We start from the raw sequence: 23,900 nt of genomic DNA on the forward strand, positions 1-23,900 counted from the left end.
GAACGAAAAGAGGACGCGAAATGCATGTGAAAATCTCTTATATCAATTCCTCCAACCGATAACTCTTTTGCGTTATCATTCGTTGAATTTACCTTCGTAAAACGGGTGATGTAAACTGGATTTGAGCAAGGCAATTCCCTGTCTTCTTTAAAGAAGCGGCTTATCCCAAAAATGCCCCGCCTTGACCTTGGTTGTGCTTCTGCCAAGATGGTCGCCATGGAAACACCACTTCCCAAAATCCACGATAAACAACCCGTCGCCGTTGAACTTCCTGCCGGAGATCATTGGTGGTGTGCGTGTGGTTTGAGCGGGCATCAGCCGAACTGCGATGGCAGCCACAAAGGCACCGGTTTTGGTCCGAAGAAGTTCACCCTCCCCGAAGCGAAAAAGGTCTGGCTGTGCAACTGCAAGCACACCAAAAACCCGCCTTTCTGCGATGGCAGCCACAAGACGCTCTGAACCGTAGTCCCGATATTCGATCTCCGCATGACGCGCCGTGATGGGAATAACCCGCCCGGCGCGTTCTCTTACCTGCCAATCCCTCCCTTCAAACCATCCATGAACCGAAGCTGTTTTCTGTCTCTCGCCGCACTGCTGCTCGCAGCCTTGTCCGCCCACGCGCAAAACTTTGGCTTTGGGGATCCTACCGCAACGAAGCAGGAACGGGTGACCGCAGAACTCGTGGCCGCAGTGACAGCCGCCGCCCCCGGCCAGCCATTTCAAGCCGCCGTCAAACTCGTGCACGCCAAAGATTGCCACACCTACGGCAAAGTGCTGCCTGCAGGCGTCGTCGGGAAACCCACAAAGCTGACGTGGACGCTGCCGGAGGGCTGGCAGAGCGAGGAACTGTCCTGGCCTCCAACTCACAAGGTGCCCTCCACAGACGGCGCGATCAGCGAGGGCTATGATGGCACGGTTTATCTGCCGGTGAAGATCACTCCGCCTGCCAGCGCCGCCGTGGGCAGCAAGGCGGAGCTGAAGGTCAAGGTAAATGCGCTGGTGTGCGATCCGCAAAGCTGCATGCCCTTTATCAAGGAAGTGGCGCTGACGATCGATGTGTCGGCGGCTCCGGTGCCCAATGCCGCCACTGCCGAAGCTTTTGGCAATGCGCCCGCAGCCGAAAAAAAAAATCCTGACACGCCTCCGGCGGTAACGCCCTCAGCAGAGACAAAGCCCGCAGTAACCCCACCACCATCCGTCGAAACCAAACCGGCGACCGCCACCCCCGCCCCTGCGTCCGCAACTGCATCCGCCGGCGCAGCAAAGGCCGCCCTCCCCACCCTGCCCTTTCCTCTTCTGACGCTCTACGCCTTCATCGGCGGCTTGATCCTGAATGTGATGCCCTGCGTGTTTCCAGTGCTCGGCATCAAGGTGACCAGCGTGGTTCAGCAGGCCGGCTCTGACCGCCGCAAGGTGGTGCTGCATGGCCTGACGTACACGATCGGCATCCTCCTTTCGTTCTGGGCCCTGGGCGCGGTCGCCATCGTGTTTCACAAAGGCTGGGGCTACCTGCTGCAGCTGCCCGCCTTCAATTTCTGCCTGGCCGCCTTCTTCCTCGTCTTTGCGCTGAACATGGCCGGCCTGTTTGAGATCGGCACCTCCGTCATTGGCGTGGGTTCTGAGCTTCAGGCCAAGAGCGGACTTGGCGGCTCGTTCTTCTCCGGCCTTCTGGCCACAGCGGTCGCCACCCCCTGCTCCGCGCCGTTTCTCGGCACCGCGCTGGGCGCCACGCTGGCGCTTCCCGCTTCGCAGTCCATGCTGATCTTCACGCTCATCGGCCTGGGACTCGCGAGTCCGTTCCTGCTGCTCTCCGTCTTTCCCGTTCTCCTTTCCGCACTGCCAAGGCCCGGCGCCTGGATGGAGAGTTTCAAGCAGGGCATGTCCTTTCTCCTGTTTGGCACCGTGGGCTTCATGCTCTACGTGCTGACCACGCAGATCGAAGGCCTGCCGCTGATGTTCTCCTTTTTGAGCCTTTCGATCATCGCACTGGGCTGCTGGATCTACGGCCGCTGGGCGCTGCCGCACAAGCCAGCCCGCACGCAAAATGTCGCCCGGCTGCTCACCCTCCTCGCCCTGGCGGGCGGCCTTTGGGCAGGCTGGCCAAATGTGTCGGCCAAACGCGTGCATGCTGAAGATGCCGCGCCAGCAAAGGATTCCGATGCGCTGCACTGGGAAACCTGGTCGCCCGAAAAAGTCGCCGCGCTGCGTGCCTCAAAACAGCCTGTTTACATCGACTTCACCGCCTCCTGGTGCTTCACCTGCCAGGTCAACAAACGCGTGTATTCCGACGCCGGCCTTCGTGCTCTTTTCAAACAACACAAAGTCGCCACCCTCAAGGCCGACTGGTCCGACGAAAACGAAACCATCCGTCTCGCCCTCGAGGCCCTTGGCAAACGCGCCGTGCCGGTGAACGTGCTTTATATTCCTGGTGTTGAGGAGCCCTTCATCCTCGATGAACTCCTCACCGTGAGCAATGTGACTGCGGCGCTGAAGAAGCTGGAGAAATAGCCTTCAAATGAATCAGATCGCCTTCAACCTCGTCGTTCTCCGCACCGCCGATCTTGAACGCGCATCGATATTCTATGAATGCCTGGGCCTGCGGTTCATACGGCATCAGCACGGCACCGGGCCTGAGCATCTGGCTGCTGAGTTTGACGGCTGTGTCTTCGAACTTTACCCCCAGGCTCCGGACGGAGCTTCGACGCGCGCCACCCGCATCGGCTTTCGCTTGTCTTCTCTCGATGCTGTGATCACAGCTCTCGGCAAGGTCCCTGACGCGGTCATCATATCCCCTCCGCAGGGATCGCCGTGGGGGCTTCGCGCAGTCGTGACCGACCCCGACGGGCATCGCATCGAACTCGTGGAGGCTTGATCAAATGGACGCCGAACTCCAACGCCAAATAGAGCTGCATTCGGCGGGAGCGGCGGCCCCACATGCAGGCATCTATTCTGACCTCGGAGTGCCCTCGACCACGGAGCCATTGGATGAAGCGATCATCAGCAAGTGGGTCCTACCCTTCTACATGTGGAAGATCCGTGAACCAGAGGTGTTCATCACGAATTATTTGCCAATTCGCGCCGAAATAAGCGTCGAATTATGCCGGTCTCTCTTGATCTCGTCCAACTGGCGTCCTCGCATTGCCGCAGCGTATTTCGCTGCGATCGAGCGGTTCCAGGAACTGGAAGGACACATCGGACGATTATTCCTTCGGTCTGACGTCTGCTATTCAGGTCAGGGATACACACTTGCACTGGCAGTTTTCAATACACCCCGTTCGCTTGATTTCGTGAGAAAGTATCTGGATCATTATCTTACCAGAAAAGACCTTGGCTTTGATCAATCATACGCGATGGCCGCGCTCCACTACATGGACGCCCAGAACGGCACTTCCTATTTCGAGCGGTACCTCCCGTTGTGGAAGTCCTTCATCGGCAACAACCCCAATTTCAATCTTTACGGCACTCTTGAGCGGTTCGCCCAAGAGGCGGCGAATATCCTGATCATCAGAAACAGCGTAATGAGCGCACCCTCTATTGCTTGAATCCCTACACCTTCGTCAGCTGCCTCCTCAAACTGATCTCCACCGCGGTAATGATGAGAGCCAGCGAGAAAAGAATGACGATGCTGTTGATCCAAAGCGTGTTGTACTTCGTGCCCATGTAAGTCTTCCGCGTGCCGAAGAAAACGTTGGGACTGGCTTTGCGGCGGTAGTCCTCGCGCTCCATCTCCGCCTTGGTCACCAGGTCCAGCACCTTGCGGTTCACGTAGATTTCTTCGGCGCTCACGCCGTCGTTTTGCTGCAGCATGCTGTCGAGCATGGGTGGCTCGATGCGGCCGCTCAGAACTGCATCGCGAATGGAGCCAAGTCGCTTGGAAATTTCCCGCGGGTTCTCGGCATAGAGGCCTGACACCACCGCCAGCGACTGCTTGGTAAGCTCCAGTTCATGGCGCTGCCGGTCGCTCATGTCAGCACCGGAAGGTGGCAGCAGTGACTGGATGCGTTCGTCCAGAAAGTCCTGGTTGCGCGTCAGCGGGTTGAGCTTGGACTGCGAGATGACCATGCCCTCGTAGGACCACCTCAGCGGCATGAACTGGCAGATGAAGGGCACCTTCAGCTTGCTGGCGTTTTCCTCGTCATTGCCCGATTTTTTTAGCCACTTGCCAACGGAGTACACGAGATCCAGGTTCTTGTTCATCTCCTCGTATTTGATCAGCGCCCCGCCGAGAATGATCTGCGGGATGAGCAGCAGCGGAATGGCGTTCACCGCCGTGCGGTTGTCACTGACGATGCTGGAAATGAACAGCCCCAGACACACACCCGTGAGCGAGGTGAGAAACATCCACCACAGGTGAATGAGAAACATGTCCCGTATCTCCAGGATCCAGTTGCCAATGAGCAGATAAATCACGCATTGCACCATCGCGAATGTCGAGAGCGAGATGATCTTGCCGCTCAGGTAGTAAAACGTTCGCAGGTTGTGATTGCGCTCCCGGCTCAGCGTGTGGCGGTCGCGGATGATCTCATCCGCGCTGTTCGTCAGCCCCAGAAACATCGCCACCACGAGGCTCATGAAGAGATACGTCGGAATGTGGAAGGCCGTGGCAAACGTGTAGTGCTTCTCCTCCGAGTACTTCAGCACACTGGAGATCAGCCAGGCCAGCAGCGGCGCTTCCAGAAGTGTCGTCAGCAGGTTGGTGCGATTTCGCAGTTTGCTCAGAAACGCGCGCTTCAGCAGGGTAAAGAAAAGAATGCTCTCCTCGCGGAAGGTATGCTTCGGCGGCTTGGGCGTGTTGCGCATGCGGCTGGCGCTCTGGCTCTCATCACGCTTCGGCCGGGCTATGAGACTCGTGCTGCCCGGGGCAGTCTTCTGCTTCGCCATGCTCTCCATGATGAGATGGCGCTGGTAGGAGTCCCGCCAGAAATTGGGTGGAAAGCGCCGCGCTGCCACGAGGTGCCCGTCCGCGCTGCGTTCATGAATGATGTCTCCGCTGATGTCACGCAGCGGCGTCTCCAGCACATCAAAGACAAAGTCCGGCGTCAGTTTGTCCGGCGGCTGCGCATCAGCATCGCCGGCCTGTCCGGTTTCGGTATGGTACACGCGCCAGAAATACTCCAGCATGCCCTGCGGCGTGCCGTAGTAGGCCAGCTTGCCGCCTTTATCCAGCAGCAGCGCCTTGTCGAACATCTGCAGCAGGCGCGAGCTCGGCTGATGGATCGAGGTGATCACAATCTTGTTGCGCGCCAGACTGCGGATGATCTCCAGCACATGTTCGCTGTCCTTGGAAGACAGGCCTGAAGTCGGCTCGTCGAACAAATACACGTCGGAAATCCCGATCATGTCGAGGCCGGCATTGAGGCGTTTGCGTTCACCACCGCTGAGAAACTTCTGCTGCGGCGTGCCGGCCAGGCGGTCCCGCAGATCGGCCAGACCAAGTTCCGCCAGCTTTGCGTCCACACGTTTGCGCCGCTCCTCTGTCTTCAAATGCGGGCAGCGCACTGCTACGGAAAAATCAAGGTTCTCCTGCACCTTCAGCAGAGGATCAAAGGCATCCTCCTGCGGGATGTAGGCGATGTAGGGCGTGAGATTGGGCAGGTTTTCATACAGCGCCATGCCATTCATCAGCACCTCGCCCCCCTTCGGCTTGAGTTGACCGCCGAGAATGCGCAGCAGCGTGCTCTTGCCGCAGCCGCTTGGTCCCATTACACAGATCATTTCACCACGTCGTGCCAGGAAGCTCACGCCGTCCTGCGCCGTGTCGCGCCCGTCAAAGCGGTGGCTGAGTTCGCGCACTTCGATCTGCCGCACCGTATTGCGCTCCTCTTCGATGATGCGATCGGCAAAGTGGCAGCGCAGGTACTGCCCTTCCCCTAGCGTTATGGTGTCGCCATCATTGAGGTTGATCCGGTCGCGCACGGGGATTAATCCGATGTAGAGCGGCCGTGACGAACGCAGCACTTCCAGCACACCGGTTTTCTGTGCGTAATTGCATTCAATGCGCAGGAGGATTTCGCCGTCCGTATCCTCGGAAAGAAGGATGTCCCCTTCATCCAGCAGCTCAGGCTTGTTGGAGACGAGGTAGGTGTTGCGGCTGCCCTCCAGCCGGAACTGGCCGCCAAACTCCTGCGCACGCACGCGCAGATCCCGCAGGGCGATCTCCACCTCCCCATGCGCGATGATGCTGTCCTCGATGCTCGCCTCCACCACCGTGCCGCTGCTCAGAACGACACCATTCAGCGTCGCCTTCGTGGTCCGCAGCGCCTCCACCGTCACGCCCAGGCCAAAGCTCAGGCGCAGGTTGGTGCCGCGCGTGCGTTGCGGGGCGATTTCCGCGCTGCCGCTGTCCGTCAGCGTGAGGTAGATCTGCGTGCCTGAGAGCGTCTTCTTGGAGTTGAAGTAAGTGATCAGGTCATTGTAGTCCAGCGTCACATCCTCCATCACCACACGCTCGCCCGGATACAGACGCGAGAACTCACCCGGCGGCTGCCGCCGGCTGCGCACCAGGATGGAAATGCTCCCCGTGTTTTTAAGCAGCACCAGATTCTGAAACCGGAACGCCACCACCGAGCAGTCATCCGAAAGCGAGCGCAGCAGCACATCACAATTTTTCGTGGCTCCAATGCGCAGCGTGTCCAGCGGCTGCCCGCCCTTGGTGGAAAAGCCCTCCTCCGGCGGCTTGTCTCCCGCATTCAACTGATAGACGATGTCGATGGCCTGGGCGGCGATGCCGAGGTTCGTCATGAAGAGGTAGAACTCCACCATCTGCCGCTGATTCTGCTGCGCACGCGAGATCAGCAGGTACAACTGCACGCCCAGCAGGATCTTCTGCTCCTGCGTCAGCTTGTGGCTGAGTTCTTTCGCTCGCTGCGTCAGGTCCTGCGGCTCCTGCAGTGCCTCGAAATAGAGGCGGCGCATGTCGGCGTAGATCGCCTCCGGGTAGTCGTAGCGCAGGTAGCCCAGGCTGGACTCCACTTCCTCCTCTTCGATGTTGCCGTCCAGCTTGCTGAATGCAGCGAAGACCTCGATCAGCACCGGCAGCATCGTGTTTGCCGTGGCTGCCGCAGCAGCAGACACCTGCGGCTGGCCGTTCCAAAGATGCGCCCAACGGTCTGGCGACCACCAGGGCAGGCTTGCCGGGTCATGCTCTCCGTTCGCAGCGTTCTGCGCTTTCGTGGTGAACTTTTTGACGAGTTTTTTGACCAGGCTCATGCGGTAGGTGTCTTGGCAGGCCGTCTGAGGTCCTGCCCGGCGGTGGCGACTATGGAGTTCGTTTGCACAAACACAACACACGAGACGCGAATGCCTCTTCATCACGCACAAAAAAGGCGGCCCGGTTGCCCAGGCCGCCATGAAAGCGCACTTATCCTAAGACCTCACACGCTGCGGTCTCGCGGCTCTCCGCCTCTCCTTTGCTGCAGCTGTGCGGGCGGAGGCCCCTGTGGAGCACGTTCACCACGCGGTCCTGGAGGTGCCTGATGAGGCCCGCCATCGCGTGGAGATGGCCCACGTCCGTGATCTCCGCCGTGCATGCCTGGCTGTGGCGGGTGCATGTGCTGCCGGTCCTGCGGTTGAGGTCCGGGGCCCCGGTGTACACCACCACCACCCGGCTGCTGGCCGAAAGGCTGCGGACCGCCGCCGTGATCTCCATCGCGCATGGCTCCAGGCTGTGGCCCGGGGCCGCGATGCTGCTGAAACCCGCGATCGCCACCGAATCCGCCTCCCATGCGCGGACGAGCAAACTCTTGCGGCCTTGGTCCCCGATGCTCACCGCCACGCTGGCGGCCGAACGCCTCCGGACCTGGACCCCGATGCTGGCCAAAATGTTGCGGTCCCGGGCCACGATGCCCCCCCTGCATGTCCCCATGCTGCGGATCAGGTCCGCGATGTTGGCCAAAGTGCTGCGGCTGCCTGCTGCCAAATCGCTGACCTTCGCCACGCCCCATCCGGCCCTGCGGCATCCCCTGTCCGCGATGCATGCGCCCATGCTGTGGACCACCCTGCGGCGCGGGGCCATGAAAGCCATGGCCACTCCCCGGCGCGCCAAAGGTTCCGCGCTGGGCAAAGGACTGCGGACCGCGCGCCTCGGGACGTGGATGCCCGCCACCAAACGCTTGCGGACCACGCGGACCTGGTGGCTGACGGAAGTGCTCCTGACCATTTCCTTGCTCATGATTTCGATGATTCTGTCCAGGTGCATTCCTGGGTCCATGATCGCCCTGGGGCGCAGGATGATTCATCGCTCCTGGGTTGGACCGCGATTGAGGTACGGCGTGTTGTTGATCACCGCGCGGTGGATTACCACGCTGTTGCTCTCCGCCCTGCTGCCCTTCCATGGGGGGGCGGCGAAAGCCATCACGACCCGCTCCCGGGCCCTGCTCCGGACCGCGATTGCCACCGTCGGGCGGGTTCACCGGCCCGCCGCGTCCACTGGGTGCCGGATTCACCGGTCCGGGCTGAGGACTGCGAGGCCCCGGAGCCTCGGGCCGCGGAGCATTCTCCCCACGGCGACTCTCCGGGCGAGGCTGAGCCTGAGACGCTGCTGGCGGTGCAGGTGGAAGCTCCTTGCGGGGTTCTGCCACAGGTGGCGGCGGGGGCTGGTCGGCGGGCTTGGCGTCCTGTGCCTGCAAAGGAGCCATGCCGAGGGCAAGCGCACCGCAGAGCCAGGTAATTCGGTTGGTTTTGAATTTCATAGAGAATACGTTTTAGGTTGGCTGCAGACGGTCGAACACCCGTAACGCCCAAGAGTTTCTTTGTTAATCACGGCTCATTTGCCGATGCCCTCCAAGACTCTTCCAAAAGGCGAATTTTCCACGTTTCGGAAGGCCCATTTAACCACATTCTCTTTTTTGAGAATCTTAAATTGACGCATTCCTGCGAAACGTTTAGCTTAATTAACAATCAACCATGCCTCTCACTTTAAGAAAATAATATGGCTAAACTAGTAATCATAGACGACGAAGCCGCCATTCTGGAACTCATGACCAAGCTTTGCAAAGCGGCCGGTCATCAGGTTTTCGGCTGCACCACCGGCATCGACGGCATCGCGGCCATTCGTTCCAACCAGCCCGACCTCGTCATCGTGGACCTTCGCATTGGCGATGTGAACGGCCTCGACCTCGTCAGCATGTGCCGCGATCAGTTCCCCAGCACCGCCGTCATCATGGTCACCGGCCACGGCAGCGTCGAGACCGCCGTGGAGGCCATGCGCCTCGGCGCCTTCGACTACCTTACCAAGCCCTTCGACCTCGGCGACCTCATCAAAACGGTCAATCAGGCCCTGCAGCGCAACGGCATCGCCGCCGCGACTCCCACCAGCATCCCCAGCGCCACCCTGCGCTCCTCCTCCGCCTCCAAGCTCATCGGCCACAGCGATGCCATCCAGCGCATTTTTGATATCGTGCGTCGCGTCGCCAACAACGACAGCCCCGTCCTCCTGGAGGGTGAATTCGGCGTCGGCAAGCACATGGTCGCCCGTGCACTGCACGAGGCCAGCCGCCGCAGCAGCTCCCCCTATAAAGAGCTTCAATGCAGCGCCATGCCCGAGGACGCACTCGAAACCGAGCTCTTTGGCCAGACCGCCATCTTCAACCGCGTCTCCGGCGGTACCATTCACCTTGCGGAGGTCAATCAGCTCCCGGCCCGCATCCAGGCCCAGCTCAATACCTTCCTGGACGAAGCCCAGTCCAAGAAAGGCTGGGGAAACAGCTCCAATGCGTCCGATTTCCGTCTCGTCGTCTCCAGCACCACCTCTCTCGAAGACGCCGTAAAGGCCGGCAAGTTCCGCGAAGACCTCTTCTACAAGCTCTCCGTCGTGCCCCTCAAAATCCCGCCGCTGCGTGAGCGTCGCGTCGATGTCCGCCCCCTCGTCGAGCACTTCCTCAAAGACCTCGCCGATCGCACCGACGCCAAGCCCAAGACCATCGATACCAGCGCCATCGAGTTCTTGGAAAAATACACCTGGCCCGGCAACGTCAGCGAACTGCGCAATGCCATCGAGCGCGCCTGCGCCTTCGCCGAAAACGACCGCGTCCGCCCTTCCGACCTCCCCGCCAAAGTCACCCAGCAGATCGAGATTCCCACCCCGGCCACGACCGAGGGCATCACCAAGCTCCCCATCGGCTCCACGCTGGACGACTTCATCAAAGGCCAGGAACGCGCCTTCATTCAGGAGACCCTCAAATACAACAGCGGTTCCCGCGAAAAAACCGCCAGCATGCTCGGCGTCTCCATCGCCACCCTCTACCGCAAAATGGGCCTGAATGTGGAGCGCAAGACCACCTCATAGCGGCCAGCAAAAAAGATTCAGTCAGGGCATGAAGCCGGCCTCCGGGCCGGCTTTGTGTTTTCCAAACTAGCTCTGTTCCTGTGAAAAAGGGGCCGCTTCGCAAACCCAAACCACCTGGGAGGTTTTCAAACACGGCCCGCCACCACCGCGGTCCGGAGAACGCCGAGACGCAATTAACACGAAAAACTCCGCGTTCTCCGAATCTCCGCAGTGTTTCAGTCCGTTCAGACATCTCATCATCCATCGTTTACGAAGGTTGCACAGCCCCTTCCCTGCCCCCACATTCACGCCCACCTATTTCCCCTGCTTTTGAGCCCCCCCGCCACCATCCTCTACTGCCGCTGCGCCTACGCTCAAGTCGTGCCTTCCGGCGTCAAAAACGAAGTCCTGCAAAAGCTTTGCGAGTCGGACACCAGCTTTGAAACCGTCTCCGACCTCTGCGAAATGGCCGCCCATCGCGATCCCCGACTCCAGGCCATCGCATCCTGCGGCAAGCTCAAGATCGCCGCCTGCTACCCCCGCGCCGTCAAAGGCCTCTTCCAGCAAGCCGGATCCCCACTCCCCGACGACACCGAGATCCTCAACATGCGCACCCAGACCGCCCAGGAAATCGCCGATGCGCTGCTGGGCGCGCCCACCTTGCCCACCGCTTGACCCACAGCCCCAGCCCGCCACAAACCGAGAACCGAGAACTCCGGCAACTTTAAACTTCCAACCTTAAACTTGAAACTTTAGCGCAGCGCCATGATCACCCACACCCACCGCCCCCTCCGCGTCGTCCTCTACGAAGGCAGCGGCAGCATCCAGCTTCCTGCGGAATCTCGTGCCAAAGTGATGATGGCCCTGTTGGACAAAGGCTACACCGTCACCCGCAGCGGCCAGAGCGCCACCACCATGCCGCATGACGAGCGCAGCCTGCTTGTGCTCGGCGCGTTTGAAGGACAAGCCCCAACTCTCGAAGACGCCACCGGCAAAGTCACCATCGACACCCGCGACATCACCGGCCTCGAACCCGAAGCCATCGTCGCCCTCGTGGACAAATCTCGCGGCGAGAAAACCATGAACGAACCCGGCAAATGGAAGCCCTGGTTCCCCGTCATCGACTACTCCCGCTGCACCAACTGCATGCAGTGCCTCAGCTTCTGCCTCTTCGATGTCTATGGCGTCAGCGAGGACAACAAGATCCAGGTGCAGAACAACGACAACTGCAAGACCAACTGCCCCGCCTGCTCCCGCGTCTGCCCGGAAGTCGCCATCATGTTCCCCAAGTATCAGGCCGGCCCCATCAACGGCGACGAGATCAACGAAAAGGAAGCCGGACGCGAGAAGATCAAAGTGGACATCTCCTCCCTCCTCGGCGGCGACATCTACTCCGCCCTCAAAGACCGCAGCGCCGCCGCCAAATCCCGCTTCAGCAAAGAACGCAGCCCCGACAAAGCCCTCGACGAGCGCAAAAAATGCCTCACCAAACTCGTCGGCGACGGCTTCATCCCCGCCGATGTCCTCGCCAGCCTGCCGAGCACCGAAGAGATCTTGAAGAAGGCGGAGATAGCCAAGGCGAAGGCTGCGGCGGCGTTAGCGGCGCAGTAGGAGAGGGTTGAGGCTCGATTCTGCTTTAACACGACATGCAAATCTGTGTTCGAGGTCGGAGATGATATGCGCGGTCTTGGAGCGCGCTCATCAAGAATAGCATAGCCATTTATTACAACCTTAATCTCATGAGCAGTGCCCCATCTTCGTTCTTGCGACACACGCCACAGCCATTCGCTCCCCCAAGTGATGATCCATTTCGTGATGATGTATTTGAAAGAAAGCCTCAAGCGGAGAAACTTACAGAGCTTATTCAAGGCTTTGCAAACCAACCTTTCGTTCTTGCCATTAATGGGGTTTGGGGTTCTGGAAAATCCATGTTTCTAAACATGTGGGATGCGCACCTTCGGCAAAATGGATTTCACACCTTGCGCTTCAACGCCTGGGAAAACGATCATTCCGAGGACCCATTTGCCTCTATATTTTCTGAATTCAGGCAACTCACACAAACTAAAGAGACGGAAAAACAAAATGGCCTCACTAAGCTCTACAAAAAGGCCAAAAAAATGGCCGTTCCAATCCTCGCTAAATCCACGGCTTCCGCAATTAAACATGCCACCATGGGGGTTCTGGATCTTAGTCCCGATGCAGAGTCAGCTCTCGGCGAACTAGCAGAGCAGTCAGCCAAGCATTTATTAGAAAGGGCGGAATCCGCCAAAAAGAGTATTGAGTCTTTCCGGGAGGAACTCGCTAAATTTGTCAAGGAAGCTGCCACAGATAAACCGGTAGTTTACTTCATTGACGAGCTAGATCGCTGCCGCCCCACATATGCCATTTCAGTTCTAGAACGAGTAAAACACCTCCTGAATGTTTCAGGAATTGTTTTTGTTTTCGCTTGGGATCGATTTCAATTGAATGAAACCATTCGAAACATCTATGGTCAACAAACCGACCCGAGCGGTTATCTGTTCAGATTTGTTGACCTAGAGTTTAATCTTTCAGTCACCTCTCATCGTAGGTATTGCCACGCTCTAATGCAAAGATTTGGTCTGTTCGATTATCTAGATCAAAACTTAAACAGCGAAACGTCTTCAATTATCATGAATACATTTCCCGAGCATGCTAAAAGTTTACACCTCAGCATAAGGGATCAAGAAAAAGTGTTCACAATACTTTCTGTTGCGATTCGGACAGGATTTCAGGAGGATGCATCTTATATTGAAGCGTTAGTCGTCATGGCTGCATTGCGGATCAAATTTTCAGAGGTTTATAAAGCGATATGTAAACTAAGCATAGCCCCTGGAAATAGCAGCCCTCATCAACTCATTGATAACGAGCTTCCGTCTATCCTTGGGCGAACTTTCTGGCAATCAAATGAAGGCGGTCTCTTCGAGGGCCATCTGATTTACTTATTCTTCAACAAACAACCAGATTTGTTGCCTGGTAAATATGCATATTTGCAATCACCCCAAGCACAGCATTCTTTGCCCGGCCGGGAATCGCGAGTGCAGAGCGCATATAGATATTCCCACAGCTTCAGTCGCAAGGGCGGACTTTTCGCCTGCATTATTAATAAAATTGAGTTCTCAGAAAATTTTCTTTCCTGATCAGCCCTGACATTTGCCAACAACCCAAGGGATAGCTCGAGTGTGAGCTAATGAACACAATATTCCCTGTCTTTAGCTTTCCACACTAATTCCATGCCCACCCGCCGCCACTTCCTCCGCACCTCCGCGCTCACCCTCGGCTCCCCCACCCTCTCCACCTTCGCTCAAACCTCCACCTCCCCGGAGAAGACTGTCCTCCTCCACTGCGGCTGGGCCACGAAGAACATCGGCGATATCGGCCACACACCCGGCACGCTTCGTTTCCTGGAGCAATACCTCCCCGAAGCACGCGTTGTGCTGTGGGCGGCGAACACCAATGAAGCGGTGGATGCCATGCTGATGAAGCGCTTCCCCAAGCTCACAATCGTGAAGGGCTATCTTTCCAAAGAAGGCCCGGTGCAGGACGCGGTGAAGAAGTGTGACTTCTTCCTCCAAGGGCCGGGCATGGGCCAGAGCACGGACTTCATGACCTTCTGCCAAAAAATCGGCAAGCCTTGGGGCCTTCAGGGTCAGTCCTTCTTCCCCGACATGGTCACGGGAAAGGACGCGGACAAGCGCATCTCCCTGCTGAACAGCGCCGCCTACATCTACTGCCGCGATTCCAAAACCCTCAAGCTCCTGCAAGACACCGGCGTCAAGCCACCCGTGCTTGAGTGGGGGCCGGACGGCTGCTTCGGCATCGACGTCCGCGATGATGAAAAAGCGCTCGCCCGATTGAAGAAGCACGGCTTGGAGGAAAAGAAGTTTATCACCCTCCAGCTTCGCACCCACACCCCCACCAGCCCCGGCGTGGACGACAAGCGCCCACAGAAGCTCAATCCGCTGCACCCCACCCCCGAAAACATCGCCGACGACACCCGCCGCGCGAAGGTTTACCAGGACCTCATCGCCATGTGGGTCAAGGAAACCGGCTTCAAAGTCGTCATCGCCCCCGAGGTGCGCAAGGAGATGGAGTACAACAAGCAGTTCATCTACGACACCCTGCCGGACAATCTGAAACCCTACGTGGTGAACTTCGACGAGTTCTGGAACGTGGACGAAGCCTGCTCCTTCTACGCCCGCGCCCACACCGTCATCTGCCATGAGCCGCACACGCCGATCATGGCGCTGGCCATGGGCACGCCGATGATGCACACCTTCTCCGAATTCCACTCGCCCAAGTGCTGGATGTTCAAGGACATCGGCCTCGAAGAATGGGCCCCCGAATTCGACTCCACCCCCGCCACCAAGATGTTCGAGATCCTCATGGGCATCCACAAGGACTACCCCGGAGCACAGGCAAAGGTCAAAAAAGCCATGGCCTACGTCGAAGAACGCGCCGCCGCGCAGATGAAGGTGCTGAAGGGTGTCATCAAGGCGTGATCGCCGCCCCCCGGCCTCAAGCTGGACCAAAAGCATCCATTCCCCGTTAATTTTGGACACAAATTAACCTTGTAGGGAGGTGGGGCTACCGCGTATATAGACTATTAGCCTATTACCGCAATGAATCCTCCGCCGCCAGGAACGCCGCAGAATCCGCCACCACCAGGGAACCCAGGTGCCACGCAGCCGTTGCCTCATGGTTACCCGCCTCCGCAAGGCTACCCGCCGCAGATGCCAGGCTATCCGCAGGGCTATCCACCTCCTCAAGGCTACCCGCCGCAGATGCCCGGCTACCCTCAGGGCTATCCTGCGCCACAAGGCTATCCTCCGCAGATGCCCGGCTATCCGCAGGGCTATCCCATGCCGCAGGGTTATCCTCCTCAGGGCTACCCGGCTCCCCAAGGCTATCCGCCGCAGATGCCAGGCTATCCGCCAGGATACGTGCCTACGATGCCCATGCCAGCCATGATGCCGCCTCCTGCGCCGTCCACGGGTACAGGTCCCGCCGCTCCTAAACCAGCCGCACCCAAACCCGCCAGCGCTGCCGTTCCCGTCGCAGTGCCGATGCCTGCCGTGGCAGTTCCTGCCGCGCCCATGTCCGGCGGCGTGGCTCCCGTCATGCCTGTGCCAAGCACTCCGATTGCGGTGGCGCTTGAACCGACCGATAACGATGGCAGCGAAGCCGGGACACTGGGAGAACTGCACGAGGGGCAGGTATACCATCCCCCCGCGCTCACCCACATCGAGACAGGCCCTCCGCCCAATAAATTCGTCCAGATGTGGCGCAAGGCCGGAGCCAGCTCCCTCCTGTTGAGCATCCTCATTCACGCCGGCCTCGGCGTCCTCGCCCTCTTCATCGTCTTCCAGACCGGCGTCATGGACAAGCAGGTCGACTTCCTCCCCGGCGGCGGCACCGCCCAGGGTGCCAAGGCCAGCGCCGATCTGCAGCACAAAGTGCAGCAGAAAAAGCGCAGCACCATCAACAAGGCCATGCCCATGAAGAAGCTGGTCAGCACCAGCATGAACTCGTCCATCTCGCTGCCGGAAGCGCCGCCAGATGCTCTCGACATGCCGGACGTCAGCGCCATGATGGGCGGTGGTGCTCTCGGAGCCAGCGGCGGTTTCGGCACCGGCGGTGCCGGTGGCGGCTTTGGCAAAGGCATGGGCCTCGGCGCAGCCAATGGCTTCGTCACCCTGCCACCCTCCATGCGCAGCCGCTGCTCCACCCAGGAGCGCTTGGAAAAGCTCCGCCAAAACGGCGGCTCCCCCGAGTGCGAAGCTGCGGTGTCTGCGTCTCTCGAATGGCTCAAAACTCAGCAGAACGCGGACGGCTCCTGGGGCCGTGGCAATAAGTGCGCCATGACCGGCCTCGCCTTGCTTTGCTTCCTCGGCCGCTGCGAAACCCCCGAGTCCCCCTTCTACGGCGACAACGTCACCAAGGGCATCATGTTCCTTCTGGAAGTCGGCAAAAAGAATCCCCACGGCATCTTCTCTGAAACCGGCTGGAAAGGCGAGGCAGCAGGCGGCAAAGGCGGCGCAGGCACCTACGAGCACGGCATCGCCACCTACGCTCTCGGTGAAATGTACACCCTGGCCCGTCTCGGCAGCAAATCCCTCCCAGGCATGCGCGAAGGCTTCGAAAAAGGCGTGAAGGTCATCATCGACAACCAGACCCCCAAGGGTGCCTGGGCCTACGGTGGCAAAGACCAGATCGTTTACAACAAGGCCGGCGGCGCCGACCTTTCCGTCGTAGGCTGGCAGTTCCAGGCGCTCAAAGCGGCCAAGAACACCGGCCTGAAGATCGAAGGCCTGCACAGCTCCATCGGCAAGATGACCGATTACCTCGAAACCATGCAGACCAAGGACGGCGGTTTCGGCGGCAGCAATCGCGACCAGCACTACAACCAGTGGAGCCTCTCCGGCGTGGGCATCCTCGGCCTGCAAACCATGGCCAAAGGCAAGACCGCCTCGATCAAGAAAGGCATCAAGTTCCTCCGTGATTTCATCACCGCCGAGCCGCTCGACTGGAACAAGAACTGCAACCTCTACTGCTGGTACTACTACACCCAGGCCTTCTTCCAGCAGGGTGGGGACGACTGGAAGTTCTACAATCAGCAGTTCCTTCCCCAGATCCTCGGCGCCCAGCAGCCCGATGGCTCCTTCAAGCACGGCCGTCCCAACTGGCCTGCTGGCGACGCCGCGGACGCCATCTATCGCCAGTGCCTCTGCACCCTTCAGCTCGAAGTATATTACCGCTACCTCAAAGTCGGCGACCGCGAAGAGTCCTCCTTCTTCGACAAATAATCGCATACGCCTGAAGGCCAATCTGGAGTACGATAGACAGTCTTGTCTGTCGTACCCAGCGCTTCGCAAAAACCAACTGCCCGCAATCCCACCTTCGATTGCGCTGCATAGGTTTGCATCCAACGCAGCTCTCCCGGCTACTTCGCCCCGACCTGACGCAACCACTCCTCCAGATTGTAATAGTTCGTCACGCGGCGAACTTGACCACCTGCGATGTCAAAGAATGCTCCAACGCGCAGACGGTAGCGCTGCCCGCTTGCAGGCGGCAGGCCTTCATCCGTGGCAAGGTACTCTCCCTCGATGAAAAACTCCGCCGCCCCGCGTGTGCCATCGCTATTGGCAAACACCACGAGATCGCACACCTGCTCCCGATAGCAGCGATCCATGCGCACCAAAAACGCCTCAAACGCGCCCCTTCCCGTCTCAGAGCCACCTTGATTGATGTCATGCACCACGTCGTCTGTCAGCAACGCCAGAAACGCCTTGCGATCGCCTGAATTGAACGTGCTGTAATAGGTTTGAATGAGTTCGAGTGCCTGCTGCTGGGGTGTTGACATGATGTTCCAGCATGAATTCACCGGCTTCAGCGTCAAATGAGAAATCACGATGGGAAATCCAAGGTTGCGGTGCGGACTCAGACAGCTAAACATCAGACGTCTATGTTTTCCCCCAGCATCGCGTGGCTAGTTTCCCGCGCATCGATCCTTGGCATCTGTTTCACCTTCGTCACCAGCGGCGCCGCCTTGCAGGCCCAGTCCGCGGTGCTCGTCGTGGATGCCTTCAACAAAAAAGTTCATGTCGCCGCTGACGCGCAGTCAAAACGTCCGGTCGGTGGTCTTGCCAAAATAGCCACCGCCATGGTCACGCTCGACTGGGCGGAGGCATCCAAAGTCGGAGTGGGCGTGCTCGCCACCGTCCCAAGCTACGCAGCTCAAATCTCCGGTGGAGGCTCCATCGGCCTTCAGGCGGGCGATCAGGTCACGCTGCGCGATCTCATTTACGCCACCATGATGACCAGCGACGACATCGCCGCCATCACGCTCGGTGACTTTGTCGGTCAGGACCACCTCTCGCGCCTGGGTCGCAATGGCCACCCCATGGAGGAGTTCGTCAAACAGATGAACTCGCTCGCCAGGCGTGAAGGCGCCAAAGGCACGCGCTTCACTAATCCCCATGGCCTGGAAAACTCCCGCCCCCTGCCCTATTCGACTGCGGCGGACATCGCACGCCTGTCCATCTATGCGGTATCGCGCCCAGCACTGCGTTTTTATACCAACCAGAGCAGCCGCACCATCACCATCTATCGTGGCGGGCAGCCAATGACGGTGGGTTTGTCCAACACCAATCAGCTTCTTGGTGTGGACCGAATCGACGGCGTGAAGGCCAGTGCCACAGCACGGTCTGCCGGCTGCCTGGTCATCGCTGCCGAAAAGCCCTCAAGCGTCCAGGTGCAGGCGGACAACAGCAGCCTCATCTACCGCCACCGTATGGTGGTCGTCGTCATTGGTTCGGCCAGCCCCTTTGAAGAAGCTCGCGCCCTCCTCCACCAAGGCTGGGCTGCCTACGACCGCTGGCTGGCGGCGGGTCGTCCCATCACAGACAAGAAGCAGATGCTCGACCACTTCTAGCCCCGTCTGGCATCTTCTTTGCACCGTATCTCTCTCAACCCCTCTTTTTCTTCACCACCATGCGAATCGGAATTTTAAACAGCGGCGGCGACTGCCCCGGCCTTAACGCAGTCATTCACGGCGTTGTCGGCGCTGCGCACAATCTCGGCTGGGAAGTCGTCGGCTTCCGCGATGGCTTTGAAGGCCTCCTTCCTCCGGGCGACTACATGATGCTCGACTCTGAAAAAACCGTCGGCATCATGAAGCTCGGCGGCACCATTCTCGGCACCACCAACAAAGGCCACTTCGTTGCCAAAGTCGGCGAGGGCAATGTGTCCCAGGTGCCGGTGGAAATCGTCGAAAAAGCCAAGAACACCCTGCGCCACCTCGAAGTGGGCGCACTCATCGTCGTAGGTGGAGACGGCAGCCTTACCACCGGACTGCAGCTCTCCCAGATGGGCATCAACGTCATCGGCGTACCCAAGACCATCGACAACGACATCCAGGCCACCGCCACCTCCTTCGGCTTTGATTCCGCCGTCGCCACCGTCGTCGATGCACTGGACCGTCTGCATACCACCGCAGAAAGCCACAAGCGCGTCATCGTGCTGGAAGTCATGGGGCGTCACGCGGGCTGGATTGCCCTCTACGGCGGCATGGCCGGCGGCGCGGACGTGATCCTGCTGCCTGAAATCCCCTTCAACTTTGACGCCGTGGCCAAAGCCATTCGCAAGCGCGATGCCGCCGGCCATCACAGCACGCTGGTTGTCGTGGCAGAGGGCGCCCGCATCGAAACCGGCGAACTCCTCACCAAGGAACGCGTGGGCAGCAAAGGTGAAGACCGCCTCGGCGGCATCGGCGACTACGTGGCCAAGCAGATCGAAAAAGACACCGGCAAGGAAACCCGCGCCTGCACCCTCGGCCACCTTCAACGCGGAGGCGCCCCCACCGCACTCGACCGCATCCTCGGCGTCCGCTTTGGAGCCAAGGCAGTCGAACTCATCGCGCAGGGCAGCTTTGGCCGCATGGTCAGCTACCAGCAGTATCAGGTGGGAGACGTGCCGATTGAAGAAGCCGTGCATCAGCTTCGCCTCGTGGGCAAGGACAGCGAAATTGTCCGCGCCTCCCGCGCCATTGGCATCTCCTTCGGAGACGAATAGAAACGTCGGTCGATATAAGAAAGGGAGGCATGGTATTACCCTGCCTCCTTTTTTATTTCCTCTGAAAAAACAGCAGCCGCTGTGGAGACAGCGGCTGCGTCAAAGCTTCAATGAACAGGAGCTGTTCAGCCCAGCGCTGCAAGACGCTTGGACAAGGCGTCCTTCGACTGCACGCCAACGACAGTGTCCACAGCCTTGCCGTCCTTGAAGAAGATCAGCATCGGAATGGATTTCACGTTGAACTGGGCCGAGAGGTTGGGCGCTTCGTCCACGTTCACCTTCACCACCTTCACCTTGCCGGCCTGGTCTTTGGCCAGATCCTCAAGGATGGGTCCCAGCATGCGGCATGGACCACACCATTCGGCCCAAAAGTCCACGATCACCGGGACGGTGGCACTGGAGATTTCGGATTCAAAATTCGCTTCGGTGAGGTTGAGTACTGCTTCGCTTGCCATGATGGAGTGTGGGTGGGTTTGAGAGGGATTACGCATGCACGCTGGCACCAGAGGCACACGAATCAACGAAAGTTTTCAGCAACTCCACCCCGCAGAGCCCAAATTCCGCCCAAAAACCAATGTGACGACACTCCCACTTGGTCCAATGAGTGGAGTAATTCAGACAATTCACAGCCTTTGCTCACTTGTTGCCAGCATTTGTGCACGAATGTGAAAAACTCTTCCTTGCCGTCCCGGAGCATCCTCGGCTGAGTGCTTGCTCATGAAACAATGCCGTGACTCCACGGGCCTTCATGGCCGGAAGTTAAAGCGTTTGTTGCATCAGCTTTGTGAGCGTGCCCAGGATGATGTGCGGAGAATGCCATTGTATGAGGAGTCGGCCACCCACCAGCTGCGCGTGCGCGTGAAAAAGATGCTCGCCCTGCTGCGGCTCGCCCGCGCGGGTATCGATGAACACACCATGCAGGCCATGCGCCTGCACCTGCGAACCATCAAAAACACCTGCGCCACAAATCGCGACCACTTGGTTCAAAGCAGGCTCATCGACAAGCTGGCACGGCGCTTTCACCTGGCGCCCAAACACCGCCCTCACTTGATGAGTGGTCCACCCTCTGCTCCTTCGGCCTCCACTCTGCAGCATCAGCTCTACGCCATGGGCCAGCTCATCGACAGCACCTGCATTGGCTCACTTTCCGAGGAGCAGATTCTCGCGGAGCATGCACGCTGCTATCGCAAAGGACGGCGGCTCATGAAGGAAGCGTTTGAGACTACGGACAAACGCACTCTGCACCGCTGGCGGCACCGGGTGAAGGACCTTTATTTCCAGTCCCTGACCTTGTCCCATTTACCAGGCGCGGGGCGTCGCATCAAACGCGCCCAGCGGCTCGGCCACCTGCTCGGGCGCGATCAGGATCTTGCCAATCTTTCCCAGGAGCCAGCCTTTGCCATGCGCCGCAGTCCATGGGCGCAGGTCATCAATGAACATCGCGAAAACCTGCGCGGACGCTACCTCTCGCTCGGCCACAAGCTCTACGCCCCGCATGGCACACGCTTCAGCGGCAAGATCGCCGTCTGCGTTTGAGTGCCGCATTGCCTCGTGGGATTCTTTTCTCGAAAAGACTGCCCACAATGCTCGGGCACCCGCTGCAGGCCGGAGCATGAAGGTTCCGGAGCGGGATCAGAGTCCCGCCGCATTCTGGGCATCCTGCACCAGACGGATGAAGCGCGCACGCTCCCCGTGGACATCTGCCCCCTTGGACTGGCGGGCAAGGTTCAAAACCATGTCATGGTTCAGGCCTCCAAGCTGTTCCGCGCCACGCAGCAGCAGGCCAAAGCCCACCACCGACGTTTCAAACACAAAATCTTCACGCGCATTTTGCAGCGAATAGCCACGGTCGATCACCTGCAGCTTGCTGCTGTCAAACGGTCCCACGGTTTGCGAAGTAAAGTGCGCGTTTGGCAGCATGACCGTGGCAATCTGCCGGTTGCTGTCATGGCTTGCCTCGCCGTTGCCATTCGGCTGGAATTCATACCACAGCACATGCGTGCCGGCGCTGCGAAGTTCAGCGGCCGCCAGGTGCCGTTCACACAGCATCCGGAACTGTTTCACATTGGCTGGGTCAAAGCTGACCTGCAGCGGGAAACGGCTCTCTGCATTCAGCACAGCCGGCTGGTCGGCCGGCAGCTGGATCACGATGCGCAGCAGGCGGTTCGCGGCATTCCACGGGCACGCCGCCACTTCAGCCTGCCATGAGTGAATGTACAAATCGGACGCACGCTCAGGCTTGCGTTCGCTTTTGCTGCCCGCTGTCTGGGGAGAAGCCAGCGCCTGAGACTTCGCCTTGGACGCCAGCGGTTTGATCTGAGACGGGTGCAGGCTGAATTGATCCGCAGCTTGCTTCGTGGTGCTCACAAAAGCAGCATGCCCCGCAGGTAGGGTAAAGCCCAGCTTGTAACCCGTTCCCCCCGTGGCGGATGGCAGCTCCTTCATGGACGGCATCTGGGCCACCACCATCTCCTTCACGGCCGGTGCCGGTGTCACTTGCACCTCCGGCTTTTCCACGGCGGCCACGGCCACCGCGGGCTTGATTTGGGGGGTGACCGGCTTTGCCGCTTCAACCACCACAACAGGTGCGGGTGCAGGCTTTTTAGCCACGCCCTGGGTTTCAACAGCAACTGCAGGCGCATCTGCCTTGGTCTGGGCGGATGCCATCTGCGCGGCGGACTTCATCTCCGGCCCGTATGACCAGCCCACCATGAATGCCGCTCCGGTAAGGGCGATCACCGCTGCGATCTTGACCATGCTGCCCACCACCGGCCAGAACACCGGCTGGGGGCGTTTCGCCGGCTGCCTCGGCAGCATCGGCTGAATGCGCCGGGGCAGATTGGCTGGATGCAGCACCGCATGCCGTTGCTCATGGGTCAGCCGTGATTGCGGAATCGGCGCGCCATGGCGCAAGGCATCTGTGACCGCTTCGATTTGCTCCAGCTCGTGCGCAGCAGCAGGAGTGGTCGCCAGCAGGTCGTGCATGGCCTTCGCCTCCTCGGCACTCAGCTCTCCGAGTGCGTAGGCGGTGAAATGGGGATTGTCCTGAGGATTCATGAATGGGTGGGTGAGTATTCTTCGCTGATGTCCGTGCTCATCACTTCGCGGAGTTTCTTGATGGCATGGTGCATGATGAAGCCAACGTTGCCGACGCTGAGTCCGGTGATGCCGGCGATTTCCTGGTAGGAGCAGTCATGCAAAAACTTGAGCCGGACCACCTCGCGTTGGTTGGGGCGCAGACGGTCCACGCAGCTCCAGATGTGTGCGTACAGCTCCTGCACGCCCGCGCTTTGCGAAGGGTCGGGCTCATGGTCTGTAGCCGCATCGATGACCTCTTCGTTGCCCAGGTCCAGCCGCTGCTCCTTGCGCAGGATGTCAAAGGCCCGGTTGCGGCAGACGGTGAAAAGCCACGATTTAAGGTTCTCGCGGACTCTTTCCGGCTCCGTGAGGTAAAGCCGCAGCATGGCGTCCTGCACGACATCACGCGCACGCTCGATGTCTCCACCGAGGATGCCGGCTGTATAGGCGATAAGGGTGCTTTCATGCTGGTCTAACGCACGTCTGACCAGCACGGCGGCTTCATCCTGTACGTGTGGGTCGGGCATGCGAGAGTTCAGGTTCGGAACGGACAGACACGGGGGAAAATTAGGCTCTCTGAAAGAATTTGCCGCCCTTTTTTACCTTGAAAACAGCAATCTCGCCCCTGCCCCGGCATTGACTTGCCCCCAGTTTCCGGCGTTCGTACCACCATCGTGAGCGACTCCTCCTCCACAGGCACCTCCTTCGTCCTGATCCTTCTGGCTCTGGGCGGCGGCATGTGGCTCGTCCAGCAGGCCTTCACCGAACCGCCCAAACCGGTGCCTGCCGCCCCCATCGAGGAAGCATCCTCCACCGCCAGCCGCACCTTGGACTACTCCAAGACCAGCGGCGATGCCATGAACAACTCGCTGAACGATCAGCTCAAATCCGTGCAGCAAATGACGGGCGGCACCTACGACGGCCAGACCTTCGTGCTGCCTCAAGGGAAGAAATAACCGGCAGTCCC

The 23,900-nt window shown here is 59.3% G+C and carries 20 protein-coding genes; 14 read left to right on the top strand and 6 right to left on the bottom strand.

The window, feature by feature from the left end:
* The first annotated feature begins 171 nt into the window (after positions 1–171).
* The 4 genes from ACILSO_RS25255 to ACILSO_RS25270 all read left to right on the top strand — a co-directional run bounded on the left by ACILSO_RS25255 (position 172) and on the right by ACILSO_RS25270 (position 3,542).
* Positions 172–459 (top strand): CDGSH iron-sulfur domain-containing protein, encoded by a 288-nt coding sequence (locus ACILSO_RS25255; protein ID WP_395740255.1) that lies wholly within the window; start codon positions 172–174, stop codon positions 457–459.
* 99 nt (positions 460–558) lie between these two features.
* Complete coding sequence (locus tag ACILSO_RS25260) at positions 559–2,508, top strand: thioredoxin family protein (protein ID WP_395740256.1); 1,950 nt, start codon at positions 559–561, stop codon at positions 2,506–2,508.
* A gap of 7 nt (positions 2,509–2,515) precedes the next feature.
* Positions 2,516–2,872: a VOC family protein gene (locus tag ACILSO_RS25265; RefSeq protein WP_395740257.1), complete on the top strand. Its 357-nt coding sequence runs from the start codon at positions 2,516–2,518 to the stop codon at positions 2,870–2,872.
* 4 nt (positions 2,873–2,876) lie between these two features.
* On the top strand, positions 2,877–3,542 hold the full coding sequence (locus tag ACILSO_RS25270; RefSeq protein ID WP_395740258.1) for a DUF6000 family protein: 666 nt from the start codon (positions 2,877–2,879) through the stop codon (positions 3,540–3,542).
* Positions 3,543–3,546: 4 nt separating this feature from the next.
* Here the strand turns inward: ACILSO_RS25270 and ACILSO_RS25275 are convergent, their stop codons facing one another.
* Both ACILSO_RS25275 and ACILSO_RS25280 read right to left on the bottom strand, forming a co-directional pair.
* Positions 3,547–7,209, bottom strand: coding sequence for an ATP-binding cassette domain-containing protein (locus ACILSO_RS25275; RefSeq protein ID WP_395740259.1), 3,663 nt, complete (start codon positions 7,207–7,209; stop codon positions 3,547–3,549).
* Between the two features lie 151 nt (positions 7,210–7,360).
* On the bottom strand, positions 7,361–8,014 hold the full coding sequence (locus ACILSO_RS25280; protein ID WP_395740260.1) for a hypothetical protein: 654 nt from the start codon (positions 8,012–8,014) through the stop codon (positions 7,361–7,363).
* A gap of 915 nt (positions 8,015–8,929) precedes the next feature.
* Here ACILSO_RS25280 and ACILSO_RS25285 point away from each other — a divergent pair.
* The 6 genes from ACILSO_RS25285 (at position 8,930) to ACILSO_RS25310 (ending at position 17,088) form a co-directional block, all read left to right on the top strand.
* Positions 8,930–10,285, top strand: coding sequence for a sigma-54-dependent transcriptional regulator (locus tag ACILSO_RS25285; RefSeq protein WP_395740261.1), 1,356 nt, complete (start codon positions 8,930–8,932; stop codon positions 10,283–10,285).
* Between the two features lie 309 nt (positions 10,286–10,594).
* Complete coding sequence (locus tag ACILSO_RS25290) at positions 10,595–10,939, top strand: hypothetical protein (RefSeq protein ID WP_395740262.1); 345 nt, start codon at positions 10,595–10,597, stop codon at positions 10,937–10,939.
* A 90-nt stretch (positions 10,940–11,029) separates the two neighbouring features.
* Positions 11,030–11,875 carry a ferredoxin family protein gene (locus ACILSO_RS25295; RefSeq protein WP_395740263.1) on the top strand — a complete coding sequence of 282 codons (846 nt, stop codon included), beginning with the start codon at positions 11,030–11,032 and terminating at the stop codon, positions 11,873–11,875.
* Between the two features lie 128 nt (positions 11,876–12,003).
* On the top strand, positions 12,004–13,422 hold the full coding sequence (locus ACILSO_RS25300; RefSeq protein ID WP_395740264.1) for a P-loop NTPase fold protein: 1,419 nt from the start codon (positions 12,004–12,006) through the stop codon (positions 13,420–13,422).
* Between the two features lie 93 nt (positions 13,423–13,515).
* On the top strand, positions 13,516–14,784 hold the full coding sequence (locus tag ACILSO_RS25305) for a polysaccharide pyruvyl transferase family protein (protein WP_395740265.1): 1,269 nt from the start codon (positions 13,516–13,518) through the stop codon (positions 14,782–14,784).
* 120 nt (positions 14,785–14,904) lie between these two features.
* Positions 14,905–17,088, top strand: a complete 2,184-nt coding sequence (locus ACILSO_RS25310; protein ID WP_395740266.1) for a prenyltransferase/squalene oxidase repeat-containing protein — start codon at positions 14,905–14,907, stop codon at positions 17,086–17,088.
* A 137-nt stretch (positions 17,089–17,225) separates the two neighbouring features.
* On the opposite strand, the gene ACILSO_RS25315 is transcribed toward ACILSO_RS25310, so the two are convergent.
* Positions 17,226–17,645, bottom strand: coding sequence for a ketosteroid isomerase-related protein (locus ACILSO_RS25315; protein WP_395740267.1), 420 nt, complete (start codon positions 17,643–17,645; stop codon positions 17,226–17,228).
* A 102-nt stretch (positions 17,646–17,747) separates the two neighbouring features.
* Here ACILSO_RS25315 and ACILSO_RS25320 point away from each other — a divergent pair, with 102 nt between their 5' ends.
* Together ACILSO_RS25320 and ACILSO_RS25325 are read left to right on the top strand one after the other, a co-directional pair.
* Positions 17,748–18,716, top strand: a complete 969-nt coding sequence (locus tag ACILSO_RS25320) for a D-alanyl-D-alanine carboxypeptidase family protein (protein WP_395740268.1) — start codon at positions 17,748–17,750, stop codon at positions 18,714–18,716.
* Between the two features lie 59 nt (positions 18,717–18,775).
* A complete protein-coding gene (locus ACILSO_RS25325; protein ID WP_395740269.1) occupies positions 18,776–19,855 on the top strand; it encodes a 6-phosphofructokinase in 1,080 nt (359 codons plus the stop codon).
* 125 nt (positions 19,856–19,980) lie between these two features.
* On the opposite strand, the gene trxA is transcribed toward ACILSO_RS25325, so the two are convergent.
* Positions 19,981–20,346, bottom strand: coding sequence for a thioredoxin (trxA, locus tag ACILSO_RS25330; protein WP_395740270.1), 366 nt, complete (start codon positions 20,344–20,346; stop codon positions 19,981–19,983).
* 226 nt (positions 20,347–20,572) lie between these two features.
* Between trxA and ACILSO_RS25335 the strand changes: the two genes are divergently transcribed.
* On the top strand, positions 20,573–21,391 hold the full coding sequence (locus tag ACILSO_RS25335) for a hypothetical protein (protein ID WP_395740271.1): 819 nt from the start codon (positions 20,573–20,575) through the stop codon (positions 21,389–21,391).
* Positions 21,392–21,487: 96 nt separating this feature from the next.
* Here ACILSO_RS25335 and ACILSO_RS25340 read toward each other — a convergent pair whose 3' ends face one another.
* Together ACILSO_RS25340 and ACILSO_RS25345 are read right to left on the bottom strand one after the other, a co-directional pair.
* On the bottom strand, positions 21,488–22,912 hold the full coding sequence (locus ACILSO_RS25340; RefSeq protein ID WP_395740272.1) for a YfbK domain-containing protein: 1,425 nt from the start codon (positions 22,910–22,912) through the stop codon (positions 21,488–21,490).
* Positions 22,909–23,460, bottom strand: coding sequence for an RNA polymerase sigma factor (locus tag ACILSO_RS25345; protein WP_395740273.1), 552 nt, complete (start codon positions 23,458–23,460; stop codon positions 22,909–22,911). Before ACILSO_RS25345 ends, ACILSO_RS25340 begins: the two co-directional genes overlap by 4 nt.
* A 147-nt stretch (positions 23,461–23,607) precedes the next feature.
* Here ACILSO_RS25345 and ACILSO_RS25350 point away from each other — a divergent pair, with 147 nt between their 5' ends.
* Positions 23,608–23,889 (top strand): hypothetical protein, encoded by a 282-nt coding sequence (locus ACILSO_RS25350; protein ID WP_395740274.1) that lies wholly within the window; start codon positions 23,608–23,610, stop codon positions 23,887–23,889.
* Positions 23,890–23,900 lie beyond the last annotated feature (11 nt).

Origin of the sequence: Prosthecobacter sp. (genome assembly GCF_044226605.1) — a bacterium.
Lineage (GTDB): Bacteria > Verrucomicrobiota > Verrucomicrobiia > Verrucomicrobiales > Verrucomicrobiaceae > Prosthecobacter.